This is a genomic window from Bacteroides sp. MSB163, from assembly GCF_036416795.1.
GTDB classification, from domain to species: Bacteria; Bacteroidota; Bacteroidia; order Bacteroidales; family Bacteroidaceae; genus Bacteroides; species Bacteroides maternus.
In genome coordinates this window covers 795,659-816,143 of sequence record NZ_CP143867.1, presented here as the reverse complement: position 1 = coordinate 816,143, position 20,485 = coordinate 795,659, and the positions used below count along the sequence as shown (strand labels likewise).

The 20,485-nt window shown below is 40.2% G+C and carries 12 protein-coding genes; 9 read left to right on the top strand and 3 right to left on the bottom strand.

The genetic code is table 11. The features are described 5' to 3' along the window. The first annotated feature begins 188 nt into the window (after positions 1–188). The 4 genes from VYM24_RS02875 (at position 189) to VYM24_RS02860 (ending at position 8,548) form a co-directional block, all read left to right on the top strand. Positions 189–3,668, top strand: coding sequence for a SusC/RagA family TonB-linked outer membrane protein (locus VYM24_RS02875; RefSeq protein WP_330941395.1), 3,480 nt, complete (start codon positions 189–191; stop codon positions 3,666–3,668). A 12-nt stretch (positions 3,669–3,680) separates the two neighbouring features. Beyond that, complete coding sequence (locus tag VYM24_RS02870; protein WP_330941394.1) at positions 3,681–5,543, top strand: RagB/SusD family nutrient uptake outer membrane protein; 1,863 nt, start codon at positions 3,681–3,683, stop codon at positions 5,541–5,543. Between the two features lie 52 nt (positions 5,544–5,595). Then, positions 5,596–7,008 carry a DUF4623 domain-containing protein gene (locus VYM24_RS02865; RefSeq protein WP_330941393.1) on the top strand — a complete coding sequence of 471 codons (1,413 nt, stop codon included), beginning with the start codon at positions 5,596–5,598 and terminating at the stop codon, positions 7,006–7,008. A 97-nt stretch (positions 7,009–7,105) separates the two neighbouring features. Beyond that, positions 7,106–8,548 carry a glycoside hydrolase family 10-like protein gene (locus VYM24_RS02860; RefSeq protein WP_330941392.1) on the top strand — a complete coding sequence of 481 codons (1,443 nt, stop codon included), beginning with the start codon at positions 7,106–7,108 and terminating at the stop codon, positions 8,546–8,548. Positions 8,549–8,650: 102 nt separating this feature from the next. Here the strand turns inward: VYM24_RS02860 and VYM24_RS02855 are convergent, their stop codons facing one another. Beyond that, positions 8,651–9,967: an ATP-binding protein gene (locus VYM24_RS02855; RefSeq protein WP_291551110.1), complete on the bottom strand. Its 1,317-nt coding sequence runs from the start codon at positions 9,965–9,967 to the stop codon at positions 8,651–8,653. Between the two features lie 108 nt (positions 9,968–10,075). After that, the gene (locus tag VYM24_RS02850; RefSeq protein ID WP_425286626.1) at positions 10,076–11,257 is read right to left on the bottom strand and encodes an ATP-binding protein; all 1,182 of its coding nucleotides are present in this window, start codon (positions 11,255–11,257) and stop codon (positions 10,076–10,078) included. Between the two features lie 331 nt (positions 11,258–11,588). Between VYM24_RS02850 and VYM24_RS02845 the strand changes: the two genes are divergently transcribed. The 5 genes from VYM24_RS02845 to VYM24_RS02825 all read left to right on the top strand — a co-directional run bounded on the left by VYM24_RS02845 (position 11,589) and on the right by VYM24_RS02825 (position 19,255). Next, a complete protein-coding gene (locus VYM24_RS02845; protein ID WP_330941391.1) occupies positions 11,589–11,804 on the top strand; it encodes a hypothetical protein in 216 nt (71 codons plus the stop codon). 396 nt (positions 11,805–12,200) lie between these two features. Next, positions 12,201–15,665 (top strand): SusC/RagA family TonB-linked outer membrane protein, encoded by a 3,465-nt coding sequence (locus tag VYM24_RS02840; RefSeq protein WP_330941390.1) that lies wholly within the window; start codon positions 12,201–12,203, stop codon positions 15,663–15,665. Positions 15,666–15,677: 12 nt separating this feature from the next. Continuing rightward, positions 15,678–17,537, top strand: a complete 1,860-nt coding sequence (locus tag VYM24_RS02835; protein WP_330941389.1) for a RagB/SusD family nutrient uptake outer membrane protein — start codon at positions 15,678–15,680, stop codon at positions 17,535–17,537. 123 nt (positions 17,538–17,660) lie between these two features. Continuing rightward, positions 17,661–18,035 (top strand): hypothetical protein, encoded by a 375-nt coding sequence (locus tag VYM24_RS02830; protein WP_291551126.1) that lies wholly within the window; start codon positions 17,661–17,663, stop codon positions 18,033–18,035. A 170-nt stretch (positions 18,036–18,205) separates the two neighbouring features. After that, positions 18,206–19,255, top strand: a complete 1,050-nt coding sequence (locus VYM24_RS02825; RefSeq protein ID WP_291551128.1) for a winged helix DNA-binding domain-containing protein — start codon at positions 18,206–18,208, stop codon at positions 19,253–19,255. A 107-nt stretch (positions 19,256–19,362) separates the two neighbouring features. On the opposite strand, the gene VYM24_RS02820 is transcribed toward VYM24_RS02825, so the two are convergent. After that, complete coding sequence (locus VYM24_RS02820) at positions 19,363–20,370, bottom strand: aspartate-semialdehyde dehydrogenase (RefSeq protein ID WP_007217016.1); 1,008 nt, start codon at positions 20,368–20,370, stop codon at positions 19,363–19,365. Positions 20,371–20,485 lie beyond the last annotated feature (115 nt).

The following is a 20,485-nucleotide window of genomic DNA, read 5'->3' as shown; positions in this document are numbered from 1 at the left end:
GTTCTCTTGGAACGGTAAATGAAAACAAATAGAGATACTATAATAAGTTAAACCTATAAATTGAGAAAACGCCTATGGAACAGAAGCTTACCTAACAGAAGAAGTAGCCTTAGCTATTCCTAACTGACTATCCTTACCCTAAATTTTGAGAAAATTATTTTGATTAACAACAAAATCATCAATCTTTTATGAATGAAGATCGCAAAAAACGAGGATTAACGCATAGTAAACTCCTCATGGCAGTAGCTATTAGTACGCTGTTTTTAAACAGTGGAAATGTATTAGCTACTCAAGTTACCTCCGATAGCCCTTTGGAAGTGACAGAGCAACTACAAACTCAAACGATTAACGGCTTGGTTGTAGATGTTAACGGTGAACCTGTTATTGGAGCCAGTATTATAGAGAAAGGAACTACAAATGGCGGTATTACGGATATTAACGGTAAATTTACACTGACTGTAAAGCCAGGAGCTATTTTAAAGATTTCGTACATAGGCTACCAGACTCAGGAGGTGAAAGCTGCCCGGACTATGAAAATTATTCTGAAAGAGGATAGTGAATTACTGCAAGAAGTAGTAGTGGTAGGTTACGGTACGCAAAAGAAAGCTAACTTGACAGGAGCAGTAGCAACAGTTGATGTAAATAAGACATTAGACAGTCGTCCTATCGCCGATATTGGCCGTGGACTACAAGGTGCAGTAGCGGGAGTTAATATCACGATTCCAACCGGTGAAGTAGGATCAGACCCTTTGATTAAAATTCGTGGCCAGGTTGGTTCCATTTCAGGAAACAATACCCCACTCATCTTATTGGACAATGTGGAGATTCCAAGTATTCAGATGGTGAATCCTAATGATGTTCAATCCATTTCTGTTTTGAAAGATGCTGCTTCATCTTCTATTTACGGTTCAAAAGCTGCATTTGGCGTAATCCTGATAACCACAAAATCAGGAGCGCAAAGTGATAAATTTGAAGTAAGCTACTCGAACAACTTCTCTTGGCAAGACCCAGCTAAGAAAATCGAGATTGGTGGTATAGAAGCCTTACAATATACACTGGATGCGCAAACAAACAGAAGAGAACCAATGCCAGCCGGTGGTTTTTGGCGTATTAGTCCTGAAAGTTTGGAAAAGGCTATTGAATGGCAAAACCTATACGGTGGAAAAGTAAAATGGAATGATCCGGTAGTATATGGTCGCGACTGGTTTTATGACGGAAAAGATAAATACGGATACAGACTTTATGACGGTGCTAAAGCCATGATTAAAAATTGGACACCGACAATGACTCATAACCTGTCTGTTAATGGCAAGAGTGGTAAGACCAGCTACAATATCGGGTTAGGCTATCTGGATCAGAGTGGTATGTCGAAAACGGCTAAGAAAGATGACTTTAAACGATACAATGCCTCAGTTAGTGTCACTTCAGAAATCAATAAGTATATTACTGTAAGAGCAAGCTCAATCTATTCAGATCGTAACAAACGCTATCCGGGAATTGGAAATACAACTGCCGACCCATGGTTGTATCTTTATCGTTGGAGTCCGCTAATGCCTATGGGAGTAACTGAAAATGGTAACCCTTTGAAGGAGCCTACGTATGAAATGGCAGCTGCAAATACAGATAATTTACAAAATAAATACTACAACATTAATTTAGGTTTTACATTGAATTTAACCAAGAATTGGGATGTTAAGTTTGACTATACGTATGACAGGCAAACTACTGAAACTAATTCATCCGTCATGCAATATGAAGCGGGAGAAATGTGGTATGCTCCCACTGCCTGGATAGAGAATGGCAGTCAGGTGTATGTTAACGAACAAGGAGAAAGAGTAGATTCCGACGGTATGCCGGCATATTGCTTCCCTGTGAACAAATATTACAACAGTTCCGGTCCAAGTACCAGCCAGGTAGGCAATAACAGCAAATCTATTGACAACAATACTTTTAATATTTATACTACTTACAACTTGTTGTTGGGTCCGGAAAAGCAACATGCTTTCAAGTTTATGGCAGGTATGAACAGGGTTACCAATAAATGGAGTTCATATAAAGGGTGGAAAACAAATCTAATTGATTTGACAAATCCACAATTCCCATTGGCATCCGGAGATCAGTTTATTGAAGGAAACCGCAACTGGGAAGCACAGTTAGGCTTTTTCGGTCGTCTCAATTATTCTTTCGAAGACAGATATTTCATTGAAGCTAATATACGCCGGGATGGTTCATCTAAGTTCCCCGAGCATTTGCGTTGGAAGTGGTTCCCCTCTTTCTCTGCCGGTTGGGTATTTACCAACGAAAAATTTATGGCACCTATTAATAATATCTTAAGTTTCGGTAAATTTAGAGCTTCGTGGGGTAGTATTGGTGACCAATCCGTTTCAAACACTCTGTATAAATCCATATTGTCAGATGGTCAATCATCATGGCTGGATGGAAGTGGAAATAAAATACCTATGTTCGGTACTCCCTCATTGGTCGACAGCGATATCAGCTGGCAGCAAATCGAGACACTGGACTTCGGTATTGATCTCAGATTCTTCAATAACAAGTTCGGAGTAACTTTCGACTGGTTTCAACGTGATACGAAGAACATGATTATTCCTGGTGAAAGCCTACCGGTAACTCTTGGTGCAGCTGCTCCCAGTGGGAATTATGGCAGCCTGAGAACTAAAGGTTGGGAATTGTCAGCTGATTTCAATCATCGTTTTGCCAACGGATTAGGCATTAATGTAACGGCTTCTATATCAGACGCCTCAACTTTTATTACAAGAGGGGCCGATTACTTGACCCCGTGGGAAGATCGAAGTTTAGGAACTACCTACTCAACCGGAAGACGTTATGGTGATATTTATGGTTTTGTAACCGACAGGTTATTCCAAAAAGAAGACTTTGTATATGGAGCAGACGGCCAGATTGAAAAGATTATCGTTATTTATAACGGAACAGCCCGTACCACCTATAAGCAATCTTCAGAGTATCCGGTTTATCAGGTGCATTATGAAGATGGAAATAAGCTGATATTCTCTCCTGGTGATACCAAATTTGTAGATCTTGACGGTGATGGTTACATCACTCCGGGAACCAGTACAAATGGCAATCCGGGTGATCAGACTGTCATCGGTAATACTACTCCTCGTTATGAATACAGTTTCAGATTGGGCGCCGACTATAAAGGTTTTGACTTCTCCATCTATTTCCAAGGGATTGGAAAACGTAAAATATGGGGTAATGGCCAGTTGGCAATCCCGGGATATAACGCCAAGGAAGGTGCATTGCCTAAAACTTTTACAACCGACTATTGGACAGAAGAACGCACCAACGCTTTCTATCCCAGAGCATGGGACTTAGGTGGCAGCAATACTGGATTTGCTATGCAAAAACAATCCCGTTATTTACTGGATATGTCTTATTTAAGAATCAAGAATATTACATTGGGATACACTGTCCCGACAAATATCTTATCAAAGATATACATCAGCAAAGCAAGAGTCTATATGTCACTGGAGAACTTTTTTACATTTGACAACCTGAGAGGATTACCTATTGACCCGGAAGCCATATCAGGATATTCTATGTTCTCCACGAACTATAACCTTGGACGTACAGGTACCGGTACACCGGTATTCAAAAGCTTGTCATGTGGTGTTCAATTAACCTTCTAAAATAGAATTATTATGAAATTAAAAATATTTATAATTTTGGCCGGTTTCGTTTTATTGTTTACGAACTGTAATGATGTGCTCGACCGCCCGTCATTGACTACGGCTGAGGATGATGCATATTGGACCAATGAAGATAGAGTACGTCTATATGCTAACGCTTTTTACACAAACTTCTTTGTAGGGTATGGCTTAAAGTATACAACAACTTATGCTCCTAACGTCAATTATACGTTTAATGACGATGCGGTGAGAATGTCCACTCAAACGCAATTCGGTCGTACGGTTCCTACATCTAAGGGAAGTACAAGTCTGGATATGATGTGGCAAAGTGAATTTACCGGTCCTACATGGAATTTTGCCTGGGTTAGAAAAGCAAATGTTATGATTGATCGCATTACTAATCTGATGCCGGAAATACTGACAAACGAACAATACAACCATTGGATGGGCGTCGGACGCTTCTTCAGAGCATTGGAATATGCTCGTCTGGTAAATGTTTTCGGCGATGTTCCTTATTACGATACAGAAGTGCAGAATACGGATAAGGACGGTTTATACAAAGATCGTACTCCGAGAAACGAAGTTATGGATGCAGTTTATAATGATTTTGAGTATGCATTACAGAATGTTCGTTTAAATGATGGAGGGCAATATGTTAACCGTTATGTTGTAGCTGCCATGGTTTCAAGATGGGCTTTATTTGAGGCAAGCTGGCAGAAATATTATTACAAAAATAACGAACGGGCTAAAAAGTTCTTCGACCAAGCTGTTGCTGCTGCGGAAATGGTTATGAATAGTGGTAAATATGGTATTGTTGAAGATTTCCGCAAATTATTCGGTTCCACAGACTTAACCAACAGTAAGGATTGCATATTATATCGAAAATATGATGCAGGTCAAAACGTTACGCATTCCATCGCATCGACTTGTAATATGAATGATCCTACTGATGTTGGTCCAAACCTGGATTTGATTAAAGCGTTCATTTGCACAGATGGTAAAGATTGGCAAACTTCCTCTTTAGAAAATGTAGATGATTTCACTCTTAGCAATCTGATTAAAACAAGAGATTCTCGGTTTGAAGCCAGCTTCTATACCAAACCCACTCCAAGGGCCAAGAGTAGCTATTTATATGTAACGAAATTTATTCCACGAAGCGGACTGAGCTATATTGAAAGCGGTGGCTCTCCGGCTGCGGAATTCCAGAGTGAGAAAAATGTGACCGGTTATCCGGTGCTGCGCTATGCCGAAGTCCTGCTAAACTGGATTGAAGCAAAAGCTGAACTTGCAACATTGGGGGGTACAGAGGTTTCTCAATCTGATATAGATATATCTATCAATCAGATTCGCAAAAGACCAGTGGCAGAAGAAGCCAAAGCTTTAGGAGTAACTATGACAGCTGAAATGAAGCTGGATGCGCTCCCCCAAGATCCTCATAGAGATCCTACCGTATCGGCACTACTTTGGGAAATCAGACGGGAAAGAAGAATGGAATTTGCTTTTGAGTTCTCACGTATCATTGACCTGAGACGTTGGAAAAAACTGGAATACATGGACACCGATAAGAATGAAGATTTGCTGATTGGTACTTGGGTTAATTTCAACAATGAGGTAAAAAGCGAGTTGAAGGATGAGAATAAAGGAAAACTCAGAGTAATGGCCAAGGACGGAAGCTTTACGACATACGATGGAACTAATGCTGCCAAGATGAATGGTTTTTTCTATCCTACACAGAATCAGGGTAGACTGCCGTTCCTGAATGTTCCTAATGTTAATCCGTATCTTTCTCCTATTGGTACGAATCAAATTTCGGACTATAAGAATAAGGGATATACCTTGACTCAAACAGAAGGTTGGCCAACCGGCATCAACTGACAATATGGATCAGTGAAATCATGGAAATTATTTAAAACTAAAACATGAGATTATGCATAAATTAATAAGAAATATAGGATTTTTTGCTGTATTGCTGGGGCTTGGCTTGGCATCCTGTGATGAGGATTATCCGAAAAGCCATATAGCACCTTATGACACCGAACTTCTTTCCATTAAAATAACCAATGCAGGTGCAGATGGCAATACGGTTGTAGAAGGAACCATTGATGAAGACAACAAAATTATCAATTTCCCTCGTTTGGATATGACAACAAATTTCTCTGCTCTGAATTTAGATGCAAAACTTTCTGAAGGGGCGACTCTTCAAAACTCTGTATTGGACTTCTCTATGGATGAAGAAACAGCTTCTAAGACTTTGGTTCTTCGGATAGTAAATCAAAAGAGGTATAAAGAATATTTTATAAGAGTAAGGAAAAGAATTCCAGTATTCGGAGCTGATTTTGAAAAGCCGACTATATATGACTTTTCCGGAGATAATATTTATCCTGATTATGGAAGCCAGTTAACAAGATGCGCTTCTTATGATGGTGAACATGTATTGATTGTCAGTAGAAAAACTGCTCCTCATCTTCTTAAAGTATCTGACTTGAAGAAAGGAGAAACTAAACCGATGATGCTGGACCTTACAGGTGTAACAGGTGGTACTTTCTCTTATAATATGGGAGCATTGGCAAATGGACATGTATATATTGCATCCTTATCAGGTTCTCAAGCATCACCATTAAAGATTTATTATTGGGATACACCTACTTCTAAACCTGAAGTAATTGCTGATATCAAAGTATCGGATATTCCTGGAGCTGGTAACAGGCATGGAGATAATATATCAGTCAACATTGATAAAAATGGTAATGGATTTATCTTCTTTGGAGATAATGCATCTACTAAATTTTTGAGACTGACTGTAAGCAATCATAAAGCAATAGGCGAACCGAAAGTTTTGACTTCAAGTGCCGATGCTACTATGGTTACCAATGTATATAGGATAGAAGATACAGACCAGTATGTATGGGCAGGAGTAAGATTACCTGTTACATTGGTTGATGAATCTCTTGGAAGCAAATATGCTATGAACAAATCGAACTTAGAAACAGAAGCGGTTGCCCCCAGAATATTTACTTTTAATGAGGAACGTTATCTGATAGTTTGCAGTGCCGGACAAGGAAGTGCATCCAAAGCAACTCCTTCTTTAGTTGTTTACAATCTGACTAAGGGAAGTACAGTAGCTGAAGCAATGCAAAAGTTTGATGAAGGAGATAATCATAATCCTGATTATAAATTCATCTTGGGTGGAAGCGGTAACGGAGCAGCTCTTGCACAGACTGATTATCGTATAGAGAAAGATGAAAATGGAAAGGATGCCAAGCTCTGCATTTTCGGTTCGCGTACAGATTCAGGATTTGTAATCTGTGAATTTCCTATCAAACAAGAGGAAGAAGATTGATGATTGTCTTCGTTTTTTAATCAAATAAATTATAGTATTAACATAGGAGCCGTCTAATAAGTGAGAATTAGACGGCTTCATTATTCTGAATTTAAGAATGAAATATTTGAAATATCTAACCTTGATTATTTTCATCGCATTTGTCGCGTCTTGTAGTAAAGAGAATGACGATGATATTATACCACCCCCAGAAGAGAATACGCCTTCAGCCTTACCTAAGAAGGAATTGCGGGGAGTGTGGGTGACCACTGCCTGGGGTATCGACTGGCCGATGGAAGAGTATAATGCTGGTATTCAAAAGCAGAAGTATATCAATTATCTGGATTTATTGGTTGAGAATAAAATGAATGCAATATTCTTCCAAATTAGGGGAATGGCAGATGCATTTTATGATTCGCAATACGAGTCTTGGAGTAAGTATATCACAGGGACTGCCGGCACAAAGCCATCTTATGATGTCTTGGGATTTCTGGTTGAAGAAGCCCATAAACGAAATATCCAATTCCATGCTTGGCTAAATCCTTATCGTATTTCTACCCGAGCAAATAAAAATTCCTCATTTCCTCAGTTGGATCCTAAAATACCGGCAAAGCTGACTAAGGATTATGAGAAAATTCGGATTTACAATCCGGCTTTACCCGAAGTGCAGACTCGTATCACACAGATCGTTAAGGAAATCATTACTATGTATGATGTTGATGGTATCCATATGGATGATTATTTTTATCCATCGCTAGAAGCATCAGAAAAGATGAATGATGATGCGGAATACGAGCAATATGGAAAGAGCCAATTTAATAACATTGATGATTTCAGACGAAATAATGTGAATGTAGTGATACAGAATATTCAAAAGACTATTATTGAGACTCGCCCTGACGTTATCTTTTCAATCAGTCCTGCTGCCAATATGGATAGTAATTATAATACTCTATTTGCAGATGTAAAAAAGTGGTCAAAAGAAGGTTGGGTAGATGTTATTATTCCGCAACTATACTTTGCTACGGGTACAGATGTGAATAGTTTTAATCAAAGATTAGATTTGTGGTCGCAATATATTTACGAGAATCATTTTTTAGTAGGCTATGGCATTTACAAATTCGGAGATCCAAAATACGGTAGTATATTCCAGTCATCTGACGATCTGAAAAAACAATTTGATTTTGCAAATACAAAATCTAAAGTTAAAGGAAGTGTATTGTACAGCGTTAAATACTTGGTAGAAAACAAAGTCGGGATTATGAACGTAATCAGGAATGTGTATAAAACCCCTGTTTTACTTCCCTATTTAGGTAGAACTGTAGCCAAAAAGCCCGATACCCCTACTAATATCCATATAAATGGGAGTAATATGTCATGGAATGGAGTGCAGGCTGCTTATTACGCAATATATAAAGACAATGGAATCAACCAAATTGCCAGTTTAGTGGGAATCACTAAAGAAACTACATTTAAGTTGAATGAAAGAGGAACTTATTTTATTACAGCACTTAATAAGAAAAATGCAGAAAGTGATTTATCGGAATCAGTGACTTATTAAAATAAACTCATCCACTAAATATTGAGTAAAAAATATACAGTAAAAGGAATAGGAGAAAACACAAGTAGTTTTCTCCTATTCGATTATTAATTCCATATAATATTACTTCGTCATATCTTCCAATGAAAATCCTTTTTGACTCAAATTGTATTTTGCAAACTCTTTAGGCAAATTAGCTACCTTTTCTGTCAAAACAGCATAACTTATTTTATTCGAATTACGCTTTACCTCAGCAACAATACCACTCTTCTCGAAATCATTCAGTGCAATCAGGTCAATCTCATTTTCTCCTTTAGTATCCCAATAATTACCCACTTGAGTAACATTCATAGTTTCTGCAACTTTTTCCCGGAAATACTTTTCCAACATCCATCCACTATATTGTACGTAATGACTTTTGATATATTCGTTTAGCTGGCTGTACTTTTCCAGTTCGATGGCGGACTGATGAGGGTAAATAAAGCGGAACCAGAAATTTAGAAAGTTATCGGACATAAACCAGCGTAGATTTCTGGTTCCCGGTTTAGCTAAAAGAGGAAGCTGTCTCTGAATGAGTGAATAATCTTCGCTGAGGTTTTTCAAATAGGGACCGCTATTCTTTCCAATGATACTGTCTATTTCACTTTGGCGTGTACACCCGGAGGCAACCAGTTGTAAAATAGAAAAATAAGTACTGTAGTCGCGTCCAAATTCTTGAATCAGCATATCCTTACCTTCTGTCAGAAGCGGAGAATCCGATTGCGTCACAAAATCTATCATTGAATCCTTGGTGAAAGCACCGGCATCCATTAGCAAGCTTACGTATTTAGCCACTCCACCGGTCAATGTGTATAGGCATAACAAGTCTTCCGGCGTAAATACGGAGTTGTACTCCTGCATAATTTCAATAAGCACGGAAGTTTTAAATGGCTTCAATATAAACTTAGAGGTTAAACGTCCGAACAATGGCTCCTTGCGGTCTTCAAAGATGTGCTTCATTAAAGAATAAATAGAGCCACAGACTATAAAGTTAATTTTAGCCTGAGGGGAATATTTGTCCCAAAGGTTTTGTATATCGCTGAAAATGGATGGATTGACACGTTCGAAATCTTGAAACTCATCGATGATAAGAGTGAAGTGTTCTCTGGCAGCATGTTGCATCAGCAATTCAAACAGTTCAATAAAACGGGTTGGAGTACCATAAATAGGAACTGACAATTTATCCGTTATTTCTTTTTTAAAGGTATCACATAGTAAAGCTTCATTGGTGCGCGAGACAAACAAATAAATGTACCGCTTCCCTTCAAGAGCTTTACGCAACAAGGTGGTCTTTCCTACGCGTCGACGCCCCATAATGACTGTAAAGCAGGCAGATGAAAGTGACTTTTCTTCTGTCCGTCGGATTAATCTTATCTCTTCTTCTCGATTGTAGAATCTCATAATCTATATTATAACATTGCCAATTAGATCTTATCTAATTAAATGGCTATTAATTTAATGGCTATTTAATTATGCAAAGATAAGGATTAAGGGATAATGAGCAAATGATTATGAAATGAAAGATCTTATCTTTTTTGTCCAATCCGCTAAATATAAAGGAATATTAATCAGTGTCCCGTCTTGCTTCAGATTGTTTAATGAATAACGCAACTTGCATACCGGATGATAGGTTACATCATAAACAGATAAGCTTTTACCTCCCAAATGGGTTTGAGCTTTTACTTCAATAGGGATAATGTCACTATCGGATTGAATGATAAAATCGACTTCCGCTTTTCCTAAAGAAGTCCAATAGCGTGGAAGGATGTCATATTGAGGCGCTAAACTTTGCAAAACGTAGTTTTCGGCAACAGCACCTTTAAATTCCGTATAAGTCTCATTTCCTAAAAAGATAGCCTCCGGCGGAAGACCGGACAATTCGCGTAATAATCCGACATCAGATAAATAAACCTTAAATGCAGACAAATCATCGTAAGCTTTTAAAGGAAGAAAGGACTTAGTAGTACAAAACACCCGATAAATCAAACCTGCGCTTTCCAACCAAAGCAGAGCGTCTTCATAATCACGGGCACGAGCGCCGGGTTTGACCATTTTATAAACAAACTTCCGGTTCTCTTTGGCTAACTGGCTTGGGATAGAATTCCATATATGGATAATACGGGGAATATCCTTATTTTCAGCATGCTTTGAAAAATCTAAAATATAGGCGTTAAGTATTGCCTGTTGTTCCTTTTTGACTTTTTCCATGCCTTTGTTTTCAAGGAAACTGTTGATGACGGCAGGCATGCCACCTATTACCAAATACTGCTGGTACAACTCGCTAAGGCGGTCTGTAATAAATTGAGGTAAAGCCGATATCTCGGACAGTTCTTCCACGTAATTATATAGTTTCTCATTGGCTGTTTTCAGAAACTCTTTGAATGTGAGGGGGTATAGATCGAGAAAGTCAACTTTGCCTACCGGAAATGCTTCCCCTTTAGTTAAAGCTACGCCCAATAATGAACCGGCAGCTACTACAACATATTCGGGTGAATCTTCATAAAAGTACTTTAATGAATTTAAGGCAGAATTACATTCTTGAATTTCATCGAAAATGAGCAATGTCTCATTGGGTAAGATAGGGTAATCGGTCAGTAAGGACAATTGTGAGATAATCCATGTCTTGCCAGTTTGACGAGCCCCTTTTAAAATAAGAGGTTTTCTCTCTGGGTTGCGTTTCCATGTTTTCAAATCTTCGATTATACTACGATATCATTCCATGATAACTACTTTTATGTTTTGATTATTGGCAAAATATCACAAAACAGGTTCCGTTTATTGGCAAATATACCACAAATCGGAATATAGGCAAATAATAAAGAGCTAAATAACTTTTTTAATAAGAAAAACACAAAGAATGATTTGGCATTAGCTAATTAAATGGGCTTTAATTAAATGATCCTCTATTTAATACAAAAACAAGGCATAAAGGATAAGTGTATCGGACGTGTCGCATCTATATACCGGATGTGTAGTATCTATATGTCCAACGTCACCGATATATAGACGCTAAAAGAACAGGATGAAATCAGACTTGCCTGAAATTACATTGCTTGTTGTGGATAAGAACAAGCAATGTAATCATCCACAACATTACTTGTTCCAGATCACAACATTACTTGTTCCAGATCACAACATTGCTTGCTTTCAACAGAAAGCAGTGAACTATTTCTTCTTGCAGGCTTTCAGTTCTCTCCAAACGCTCTGTGCATCGGCATTCCGGCTGAAAGATGCCTGAAACAGTCATAAGGTTGGAAATTTCAGCCGTAACGCCGATGAACAAGGAATTCGCTGAGACCTGAAAGAACTGAAAGAATATTTTCAGATTAAATAGTGGGTATAGGATGATACTTCATTTAATTCATAACCCGAAAGAAAAAAAATAATTCTACCAACAGGTGTTATTATATTCTTTTTACCATAAAAAACTCAGCAATGTTCTCTTGGAACTTAGCAAATGTGTAATTAAAATAAGAGAGATGAAATATAAGTTAAACCTATAAATAGAGGAATGCCTATGGAGAAAAAAAATATCTGATCAGAAGAAATAGCTTCGGTTATTCCTAAACTTACTATCTTTTTACCTAGATTTCAAAGAAAATATTTTAGTTAATATCAAAATCATCAACCTTTTATGAATGAAGATTCAAAAAAAAGAGGATTAGCATACAGCAAACTCCTCACGGCAGTGGCTATTAGTTCACTGTTATTAAGTAGCGGTAATGTGCTGGCTACCCCAACAGTACCAAGCACTGTTGCAGGTGTGACGGAACAATTGCAGACTATCACTGCTACAGGCTTGGTAGTGGACGCCACGGGGGAACCGGTTATCGGTGCCAGCATAGTGGAAAAAGGGACTACTAATGGTATAGTTACAGATATTGACGGTAAATTTACATTAAATGTAAAACAAGAAGCGGTACTTCGCATTTCGTTCGTTGGTTATCAAACGTTAGACATTAAGGCAACTAAGAATATGAAAATAGTCTTGAAAGAGGATGCGGAAATGCTATCAGAAGTTGTTGTTGTAGGTTATGGTGCACAAAAGAGAACTAATCTGACAGGTGCCGTAGCTACAGTTGATGTAGGAAAGGCTTTGGATAGCCGCCCTATTGCAGATGTAGGACGTGGATTACAAGGCACTACTCCTGGTCTGACTATTACCATTCCAACGGGTGAAGTTGGTACAGACCCCAACATTAGGATTCGTGGTGCAATAGCCTCATTGGAAGGTAATTCTAAACCACTTATATTGATGGATAATGTAGAAATCCCCAGCATTAGTTTGGTAAATCCAGATGATATCGAATCAATCTCTGTATTGAAAGACGCGGCAGCCTCTTCAATTTATGGTTCAAAGGCTGCGTTTGGTGTTATCCTAATTACAACCAAAAAAGGTGCCACAGTGGATAAAGTAACCATTAATTACTCTGGAAACGTGGCTTTCCAAACCGTAGCTAAAGACAGTAATGTTGGGGGCATTAGTGGTATGGAGTATATTATGGATGCGGCAGAACGTACTGGTGGTACACTTGCCGGTGCATTTTTCTACATTACCCGTGAAGGTATTGAACGGTCCAAAGAGTGGGAAAAACTTTACGGCGGTACCGTGGGTAAGAATGATCCTACTGTCTATGGACGTGACTGGTATCTTGATGCCAACAACAGAAAAATCGGTGTACGCCATTATGACCCATATGATTACTTGGTTAAAGACGTAGCTGTAGCCCAAACCCATAATCTCTCGGTAAATGGGAAAAGCGGAAAAACGACTTTCAATATCGGTTTGGGATATTTGGATCAAGACGGTATGAATAAGGCTGCTAAAGAAGACAACTTTAAACGTTACAACGCTTCTATCAACCTAACTACTGAATTCAACAAATGGATTACTCTAAAAGCTGGTGCTATCTATTCAAAGCGTGAAAAAAGCTATCCTTATAATGCCACAGGTGTATTCGATCCTTGGTACTATTGTTACCGTTGGAGTGACATTTATCCGATGGGAATAGATGAAAACGGCAACGAGCTTCGTAGTCCAGCCTCTGAGTTTAGTCAAGCCAATACCGCCAAGATGACTCGTAACTATACCAATATTAATGTGGGACTTCATCTGAACATTTTGAAGGGATGGACGGCTGATTTTGATTATTCGCACGCTAACCAAGAATATATCTGGTTACGTCCTGGTACCCGCTTCACGGCAGCCAATACTTGGGGTGGCGCAACACCGCGCTTGGATGCCAATGGCAATCAAGTGACTGTAAATTACTATGGTCAGAATATGCCCGCCTATGATTTAGTAATGAGTACTTATACGGGCGCAGGTTCGGGAGTCGACCGTTTGGATCGATATACCGAGAACTCCATGCGTAACACCATCAACGCCTATACTACCTATGAATTGAATTTCTTGAAAGACCATAACATGAAGTTCATGCTTGGTATGAACCGCGTAACCTACGACATGGAGTACAGCCAAGCTCGCAGAATGCAGGTCAACGACGTAGAGAATCCTCAGTTCAACTTTGCTACCGGAGAGCAATATGTATATGGTGACAAAGACTGGAATGCTCAGTTAGGCTATTTCGGTCGTATCAACTATGACTATGCAGGTAGATACCTATTGGAAGCCAACCTACGTTATGACGGTACTTCCGTCTTTGGCGCAGATCAACGTTGGCGTTGGTATCCTTCATTCTCTGCAGGATGGCGCGTAAGCGAGGAAGCTTTTATGCAGTCCATCAAAGAAGCCGTGTCGGCTCTGAAACTGCGTGCATCCTGGGGTAAGATTGGTGACCAGTCCGTACCCAATTCACTGTATGTTTCCACCATATCTTCCGGCTCCACAGTCAGCTGGATTGGCGGAGACGGCAATCTCCTCAACTACGTAGGAACTCCCACTTCCGTAGCCCGTGATATCACTTGGCAGGACATCTCCACTTTCGATATCGGATTGGATGCCCGCTTCCTGAATGGAGAACTTGGAGTGACGTTTGATTGGTTCCGCCGCAAGACAGAAAACATGATTGTTCCGAACCAAGATTTAACTTTTTCTTACGGAACATCTTCATTAAAAGGAAATTATGGTAACCTGCATACCGATGGATGGGAAATCGGTCTTGACTATAGCCATCAATTTAAAAACGGTTTGCGCATCACAGCCAATGCCACATTAAGTGACTTTAAGACTATTATTGATAACTACGGTAATGTGACTGGTTTGGACAGCAACTATAAAGGCAAACGTTACGGTGACATATGGGGCTACAAAGTGGAGCGTCTTTATCAGAAAGATGACTTTGTTTATGATGCTGACGGTAATTTAGTTAAAGAGAAAATAACTACGGGCAAAGGCGCAGGAGTAGAAATCAATAAGCTGAAAGATCCGAATGCCCATAACCAAGCTTATTTACAGTCTGGAAGCCTTGTCTTCGGTCCGGGTGACGTAATGTACAAGGATCTTGACGGTGATGGTGAAATCACATCGGGTGACAATACTATCGACAGCCACGGTGATAAAGTGGTTATTGGTAACTCCACTCCGAGATACCAGTACAGTTTCCGCATAGGCGCAGACTGGAAGGGGGTTGACCTTTCACTATTCTTCCAAGGCGTGGGCAAATGTGACATGTGGGGATCTTCTTCACTGACACTGGCAGGTTTCAATACCGGTGATGGTGCCATCGCTAAACGATTCAGCACCGACTATTGGAGAGAAGATCGCACAGATGCCTTCTATCCGCGTGCAGTCAACATGGGTAATGAAACCAATTCATTTAACATGTGTTACTCCGATCGCTACTTGTTGAATATGGCTTACCTGCGTTTGAAGAACATCACCGTAGGCTATACGCTTCCCGCTCATCTGACCAAGAAAGCCCTTATCCAGAAAGCACGTATCTATGCTTCTTGCGAGAATCTTTTCACCTGGGATCACCTGGACGGTACTCCTGTTGACCCCGAAGCAGCCGTGTTAAAAACCGCAGACTATGAATATCTGACTAACAGCAGTACAAGCAATTATGCCGGTGGTCGTGTAGGCATTGGTACTCCTACTTTCCGCACAATCTCTATCGGTATTCAATTAACCTTCTAAATTCAGGAAACAATGAAAAAATATATTATAGCAGCATTTTCCATCGCATGCTTGGGGCTTTCTTCCTGTACCGACGTACTGGACAGACCAAGTGAAACGAAATATACCGACGATACCTATTGGACAAGTGAAGACCAATATCGTCTCTACTTCAACTACTATTATCCTTACTACTTTACAGGATATAACAGTGGCTATGGTACCAATTTTACTCCCGTAAGAGGTTATACGTTCAGTGATGACTTTGCCAATTCTGCCAAGCAAAGCAGTTTCACCGCTGTTGTCCCCGGAGACAATGGCAAGTATGATATGGATACATGGGCTGGAGCCGAGTATGGTGGTCGTCAATGGGACTTTGCATGGGTACGGAAGACAAATATTGCCATTGACCGTCTGGAGTCACATAAAGCTAATCTCTCCGAAGAGGCTTATAACCATTGGATGGGTATTGCCCGTTTCTTCCGTGCTTACGAATATTACCGTCTTGTAATGACTTTCGGTGACATCCCTTATTGGGATGCTCCCGTAGATGAAACCGATCTGGCTTCTATGTATAAAGACCGAGATGCACGTAGCACTGTGGCAGATGCAATCTACAATGATTTGAAGTATGCGTTGGAAAATGTACGTATAGATGACGGCTCTATGAACATTAATCGGTACGTAGTAGCCGCTGTCGCTTCCAATATCATGCTATTCGAGGGAACTTGGCAGCACTACCATAAAGACAATACGCTCGAATCCAGCTCTAAACTGAGTGATGAGAATGCTAAGAAGTACCTGCAACTTTGTATAGAGGCTTCAGAATTCGTAATGAACAGCAATAAGTGGTCTTGCACGAAAGACTTCCGCTCCATCTTTGGCAGCAACAGTCTGACCAGTCATCCGGAAGTCATCTTCTATCGCAGCTATGAGGCCGGTAAAGTAACCCACTGCTTGGCTTCCTATTCCAACGGTCAGGAGACATTGAGCTCTAATGCAAACCTGGCACTGCTCCGGTCATTCATCTGTACTGATGGAAAGCCTTATCAGGCATCCGATATCAAAAATGCCAAGAGTTTCTCCATGAAAGATTTGGCAAAAACCCGTGACTCGCGTCTAGAAGCTACTTTCTTGAACTTCTCTTGGAAAAACTCGTTTACTTATATTTATCAAGACAAGTTTATCAGCCGTGAAGGAGCTACTTATTATGCTGATAATGCTAATCGTCCAGATGAATTTGAGAGCAATGTCAATATCAATGCAGCTCCTTGCCTCCGTCTTTCAGAGGTTCTACTGAACTGGATTGAAGCGAAAGAAGTGATGGCTGAATTCTTAGGCGGTACAGCTGTTACTCAAGCCGATATAGATAAGTCTATCAATGCCATTCGCAACCGTCCGTTGGATGAGACTGCTATTGCTAATGGTGTACAAAAAACCGCACCGTTGCAAATCGCATCCATTGCCAATGACCCAGCACGTGATGCTGACGTCAGTCCTCTGATGTGGGAAATCCGTCGTGAACGTCGCATGGAATTTATCTTTGAGACACAACGTTTGAACGATATTCGCCGTTGGTTCAAGCTGGATTATATGGACAACAAAAAGTATCCTGAAACGATGTTAGGTGCATGGGTTGACTTGCCAAACGAATTTCCGGAACAGTTGGACGACGCAAATAAAGAAGCTGGTAAATCTGTCATGAAGGAAGACGGGACGGTAGTTGTATGGAATGGTAGCAATCAAGCAGACATGGTAGGTTATGCAATTCCTATTAACGCTGCTGCAAGAAATGATTTCTCAAACAAGAATTATTTGGCTCCTGTCGGATCCAGTATCATTGCAAGTTACAAAAATAAAGGCTTCACATTGACTCAAACTGGTGGCTGGTAACATCACAAGTAATATTTATATTAAGGTGTGTACTATTATGTAATAATTGCACACACCTTATTCACTTTTTGCATATGTAATTATTTTTGTATATGCATAAGGAAACTTTTAAATTCCAAGCTTATGAAAACTTTTTGGTTCACTCTTTTTGTATTTATGTTCGCTTTAGGTCAGATACTCACTGCATCTAATGCAAATATGCAAATTTGCAACCAAGCTGAAATGTCAACAAATGAACCCTACATTCGTATTTCTGACTATTATCCAGGAGCAGCCTCTATTTATGCTTATGTGGAGAACAAGCCGGAAGGTACAAATTTCAAATGGTTCATAGATGGTGAAGATTGGCAATGTCTTTATCAATACCCAGATGATGAAGGTGCTGCATTTGATTATATTGGTAGTGAGACCCCACCTTCACAGCCTAATTGGATTTGGTTAGAATATATTGATGTATGCGGACTAACCCAACGTATATTTTATCAATTGGGGCAATAGCATGTGTTTATTTCAATAACTCTACTCTCATTGCTTTCCGCTTTCCGAATTTACTTAGAGTTTAACCTTTTTCTTGTTGGGCTATAGGGGCATTGTTGGATATCACAAAATATTCTCTATCTTTGTAAAAAGCTGTCCGATACTAAAATAATAATTTTATCATTTGAACCATGCTTAAGCAAAGAATGTTGTCACAGGGTATTGCAGGGCCACGGTTTGAAAAGCCGGAGGAAGTTGTTGAATGGATGGGTGCCATGCAGGCACAAGACATCAGGGCTGCGAAATGGGCTGTAGGGTTGCGTATTGCAAGTCCCTCACTGACGGCTGTGCAAAAGGCGCTGGATACGGGCCGGATTTTGCGTCTTCATGTGATGCGTCCCACGTGGCATTACATTCCCGGTAGAGACATCAAATGGATGACGGGGTTATCCACTAAAGGTCTGCTGTCTAAATTTCGTTTTTATGCCAAGCATTTCAGTCTGACTGAAGAAGATTTCCTCCGCAGTAAGCCCCAGATAGAAGAAGTGTTGAGCGGACAACACCTGACGAGCCTGGAAGTTTATGAACAACTCCACTTGAAGGGCATCGCTCTTGATGAACCCATCGTGAAAATGTATCTGAGTTTTGGCGAGGCAGACGGTACTGTGTGTAGCGGCATCGAGAAGAACGGAAAGCATACCTATGCACTGACCTGTGAAAGAATTCCAGATGCCATCGAGCTCTCCCATGAGGAGGCTCTTGCAGAACTTACACGGCGATATTTCAGGAGTCACGGTCCGGCCACACTGGAAGATTTCGTTTGGTGGTCTGCATTGAGTATAGGCGAAGCGCGTAATGCCATCGCTTCACTTGGTACTGAAATGATAACAGAGCGGTATAACGACCGTGAAATGCTGATACATGCTTCTTCGCCTGGGCTTGCAGGAGAGGTGGAGATTGATGAAAGAAATGTCTTTCAGTTCCTTCCACCGTTTGATGAATATCTGGTAAGTTACAAAAATCGTTTAGACTGTATAAAGGAAGCGCATACGAAGTATGCTTATAATAATTTTGGTATATTTCAATCTGTAATTCTCCATCAAGGCCGTATCACCGGGAATTGGCGTAAAACTTCAAAAAAAGGGGTTTTTGATACATCCTTCTTCCCTGGGTGCAGGCCTGCTGCGAAGAAGCTTATCGAAAAAGCTATAAAGGAATGTGTATTGTTCCATGAAAGTTGAATTTTTCTTTATATTGTAATATGAAAAAAGAGGCTATCTCACATTCGAGACAGCCCCTTCTTCATTAATTACCATTTCTTTAATGGCTATATCTTTATCGGTAATGCTTAGAGAGCATTCTCTTTTACCAAATATTCTGCAATCTGTACAGCGTTCAGTGCAGCACCTTTCTTGATCTGGTCACCCACAATCCAGAAAGTCAGACCGTTTTCATTAGCCAGATCCTTACGGATACGACCTACATAAACGGGGTCTTTGCCTGCCAGGAACAAAGGCATTGGATATTCCTTTTCGGCAGGGTTATCCTGCAATACCAAGCCGTCGCCTTTTGCAAAAGCTTCACGAGCTTCTTCCACTGAAATAGGACGTTCTGTTTCTACCCAAATACTTTCAGAGTGAGAACGAAGAGCCGGAACGCGTACGCAAGTTGCACTTACTTTAATGTCAGAATGCATGATCTTGCGGGTTTCGTGGAACATCTTCATTTCTTCTTTGGTGTATCCGTTATCAGTGAATACATCAATCTGAGGAATGAGGTTGAATGCCAACTGGTATGCAAACTTTTCAACAGTAACAGATTCACCTGCTAACACCTGGCGGTATTGTGTGTATAATTCATCCATAGCGGCAGCACCTGCACCGCTGGCAGCCTGATACGTAGAAACGTGTACAGTCTTTATGTGAGAAAGCTGTTCGATGGCTTTCAGTGCCACTACCATCTGTATAGTGGTACAGTTAGGGTTGGCGATGATGCCACGTGGACGATCTTTTGCGTCGGCGGCATTTACCTCGGGAACTACCAAAGGTATGTCATTATCCATACGGAAAGCACTGGAGTTATCGATCATCACGGCACCATGTTTGGTGATGGTCTCGGCATACTCTTTAGAGGTACCAGCGCCTGCGGAAGTGAAAGCGATATCAACCCCTTTAAAGTCATCGTTGTGTTGCAAGAGTTTTACCTCGATCTGTTTACCGCGGAATGTGTATTTTGTTCCGGCACTGCGTTTAGACCCGAACAACACTAACTCATCCAACGGGAAATTTCTTTCATCGAGCACACGCAGGAACTCCTGTCCCACGGCTCCGCTTGCTCCAACAATAGCTACTTTCATTTTCTTTTGTTTTTTAATTAAGTTTATAAAAATGTTCTTCTATGCTTAAAAACGATAGAATTGGCTGCAAATTTATAACAATTTGCTGTATGACAACGTATAAAATGAAAACTTT

What these genes read in the sequence shown, in the direction of transcription:
- VYM24_RS02875 (WP_330941395.1), top strand. Translation starts at nt 189, where the DNA reads ATGAATGAAGATCGCAAAAAACGAGGATTAACGCATAGTAAACTCCTC.
- VYM24_RS02870 (WP_330941394.1), top strand. Translation starts at nt 3,681, where the DNA reads ATGAAATTAAAAATATTTATAATTTTGGCCGGTTTCGTTTTATTGTTT.
- VYM24_RS02865 (WP_330941393.1), top strand. Translation starts at nt 5,596, where the DNA reads ATGCATAAATTAATAAGAAATATAGGATTTTTTGCTGTATTGCTGGGG.
- VYM24_RS02860 (WP_330941392.1), top strand. Translation starts at nt 7,106, where the DNA reads ATGAAATATTTGAAATATCTAACCTTGATTATTTTCATCGCATTTGTC.
- VYM24_RS02855 (WP_291551110.1), bottom strand. Translation starts at nt 9,967, where the DNA reads ATGAGATTCTACAATCGAGAAGAAGAGATAAGATTAATCCGACGGACA.
- VYM24_RS02845 (WP_330941391.1), top strand. Translation starts at nt 11,589, where the DNA reads ATGAAATCAGACTTGCCTGAAATTACATTGCTTGTTGTGGATAAGAAC.
- VYM24_RS02840 (WP_330941390.1), top strand. Translation starts at nt 12,201, where the DNA reads ATGAATGAAGATTCAAAAAAAAGAGGATTAGCATACAGCAAACTCCTC.
- VYM24_RS02835 (WP_330941389.1), top strand. Translation starts at nt 15,678, where the DNA reads ATGAAAAAATATATTATAGCAGCATTTTCCATCGCATGCTTGGGGCTT.
- VYM24_RS02830 (WP_291551126.1), top strand. Translation starts at nt 17,661, where the DNA reads ATGAAAACTTTTTGGTTCACTCTTTTTGTATTTATGTTCGCTTTAGGT.
- VYM24_RS02825 (WP_291551128.1), top strand. Translation starts at nt 18,206, where the DNA reads ATGCTTAAGCAAAGAATGTTGTCACAGGGTATTGCAGGGCCACGGTTT.
- VYM24_RS02820 (WP_007217016.1), bottom strand. Translation starts at nt 20,370, where the DNA reads ATGAAAGTAGCTATTGTTGGAGCAAGCGGAGCCGTGGGACAGGAGTTC.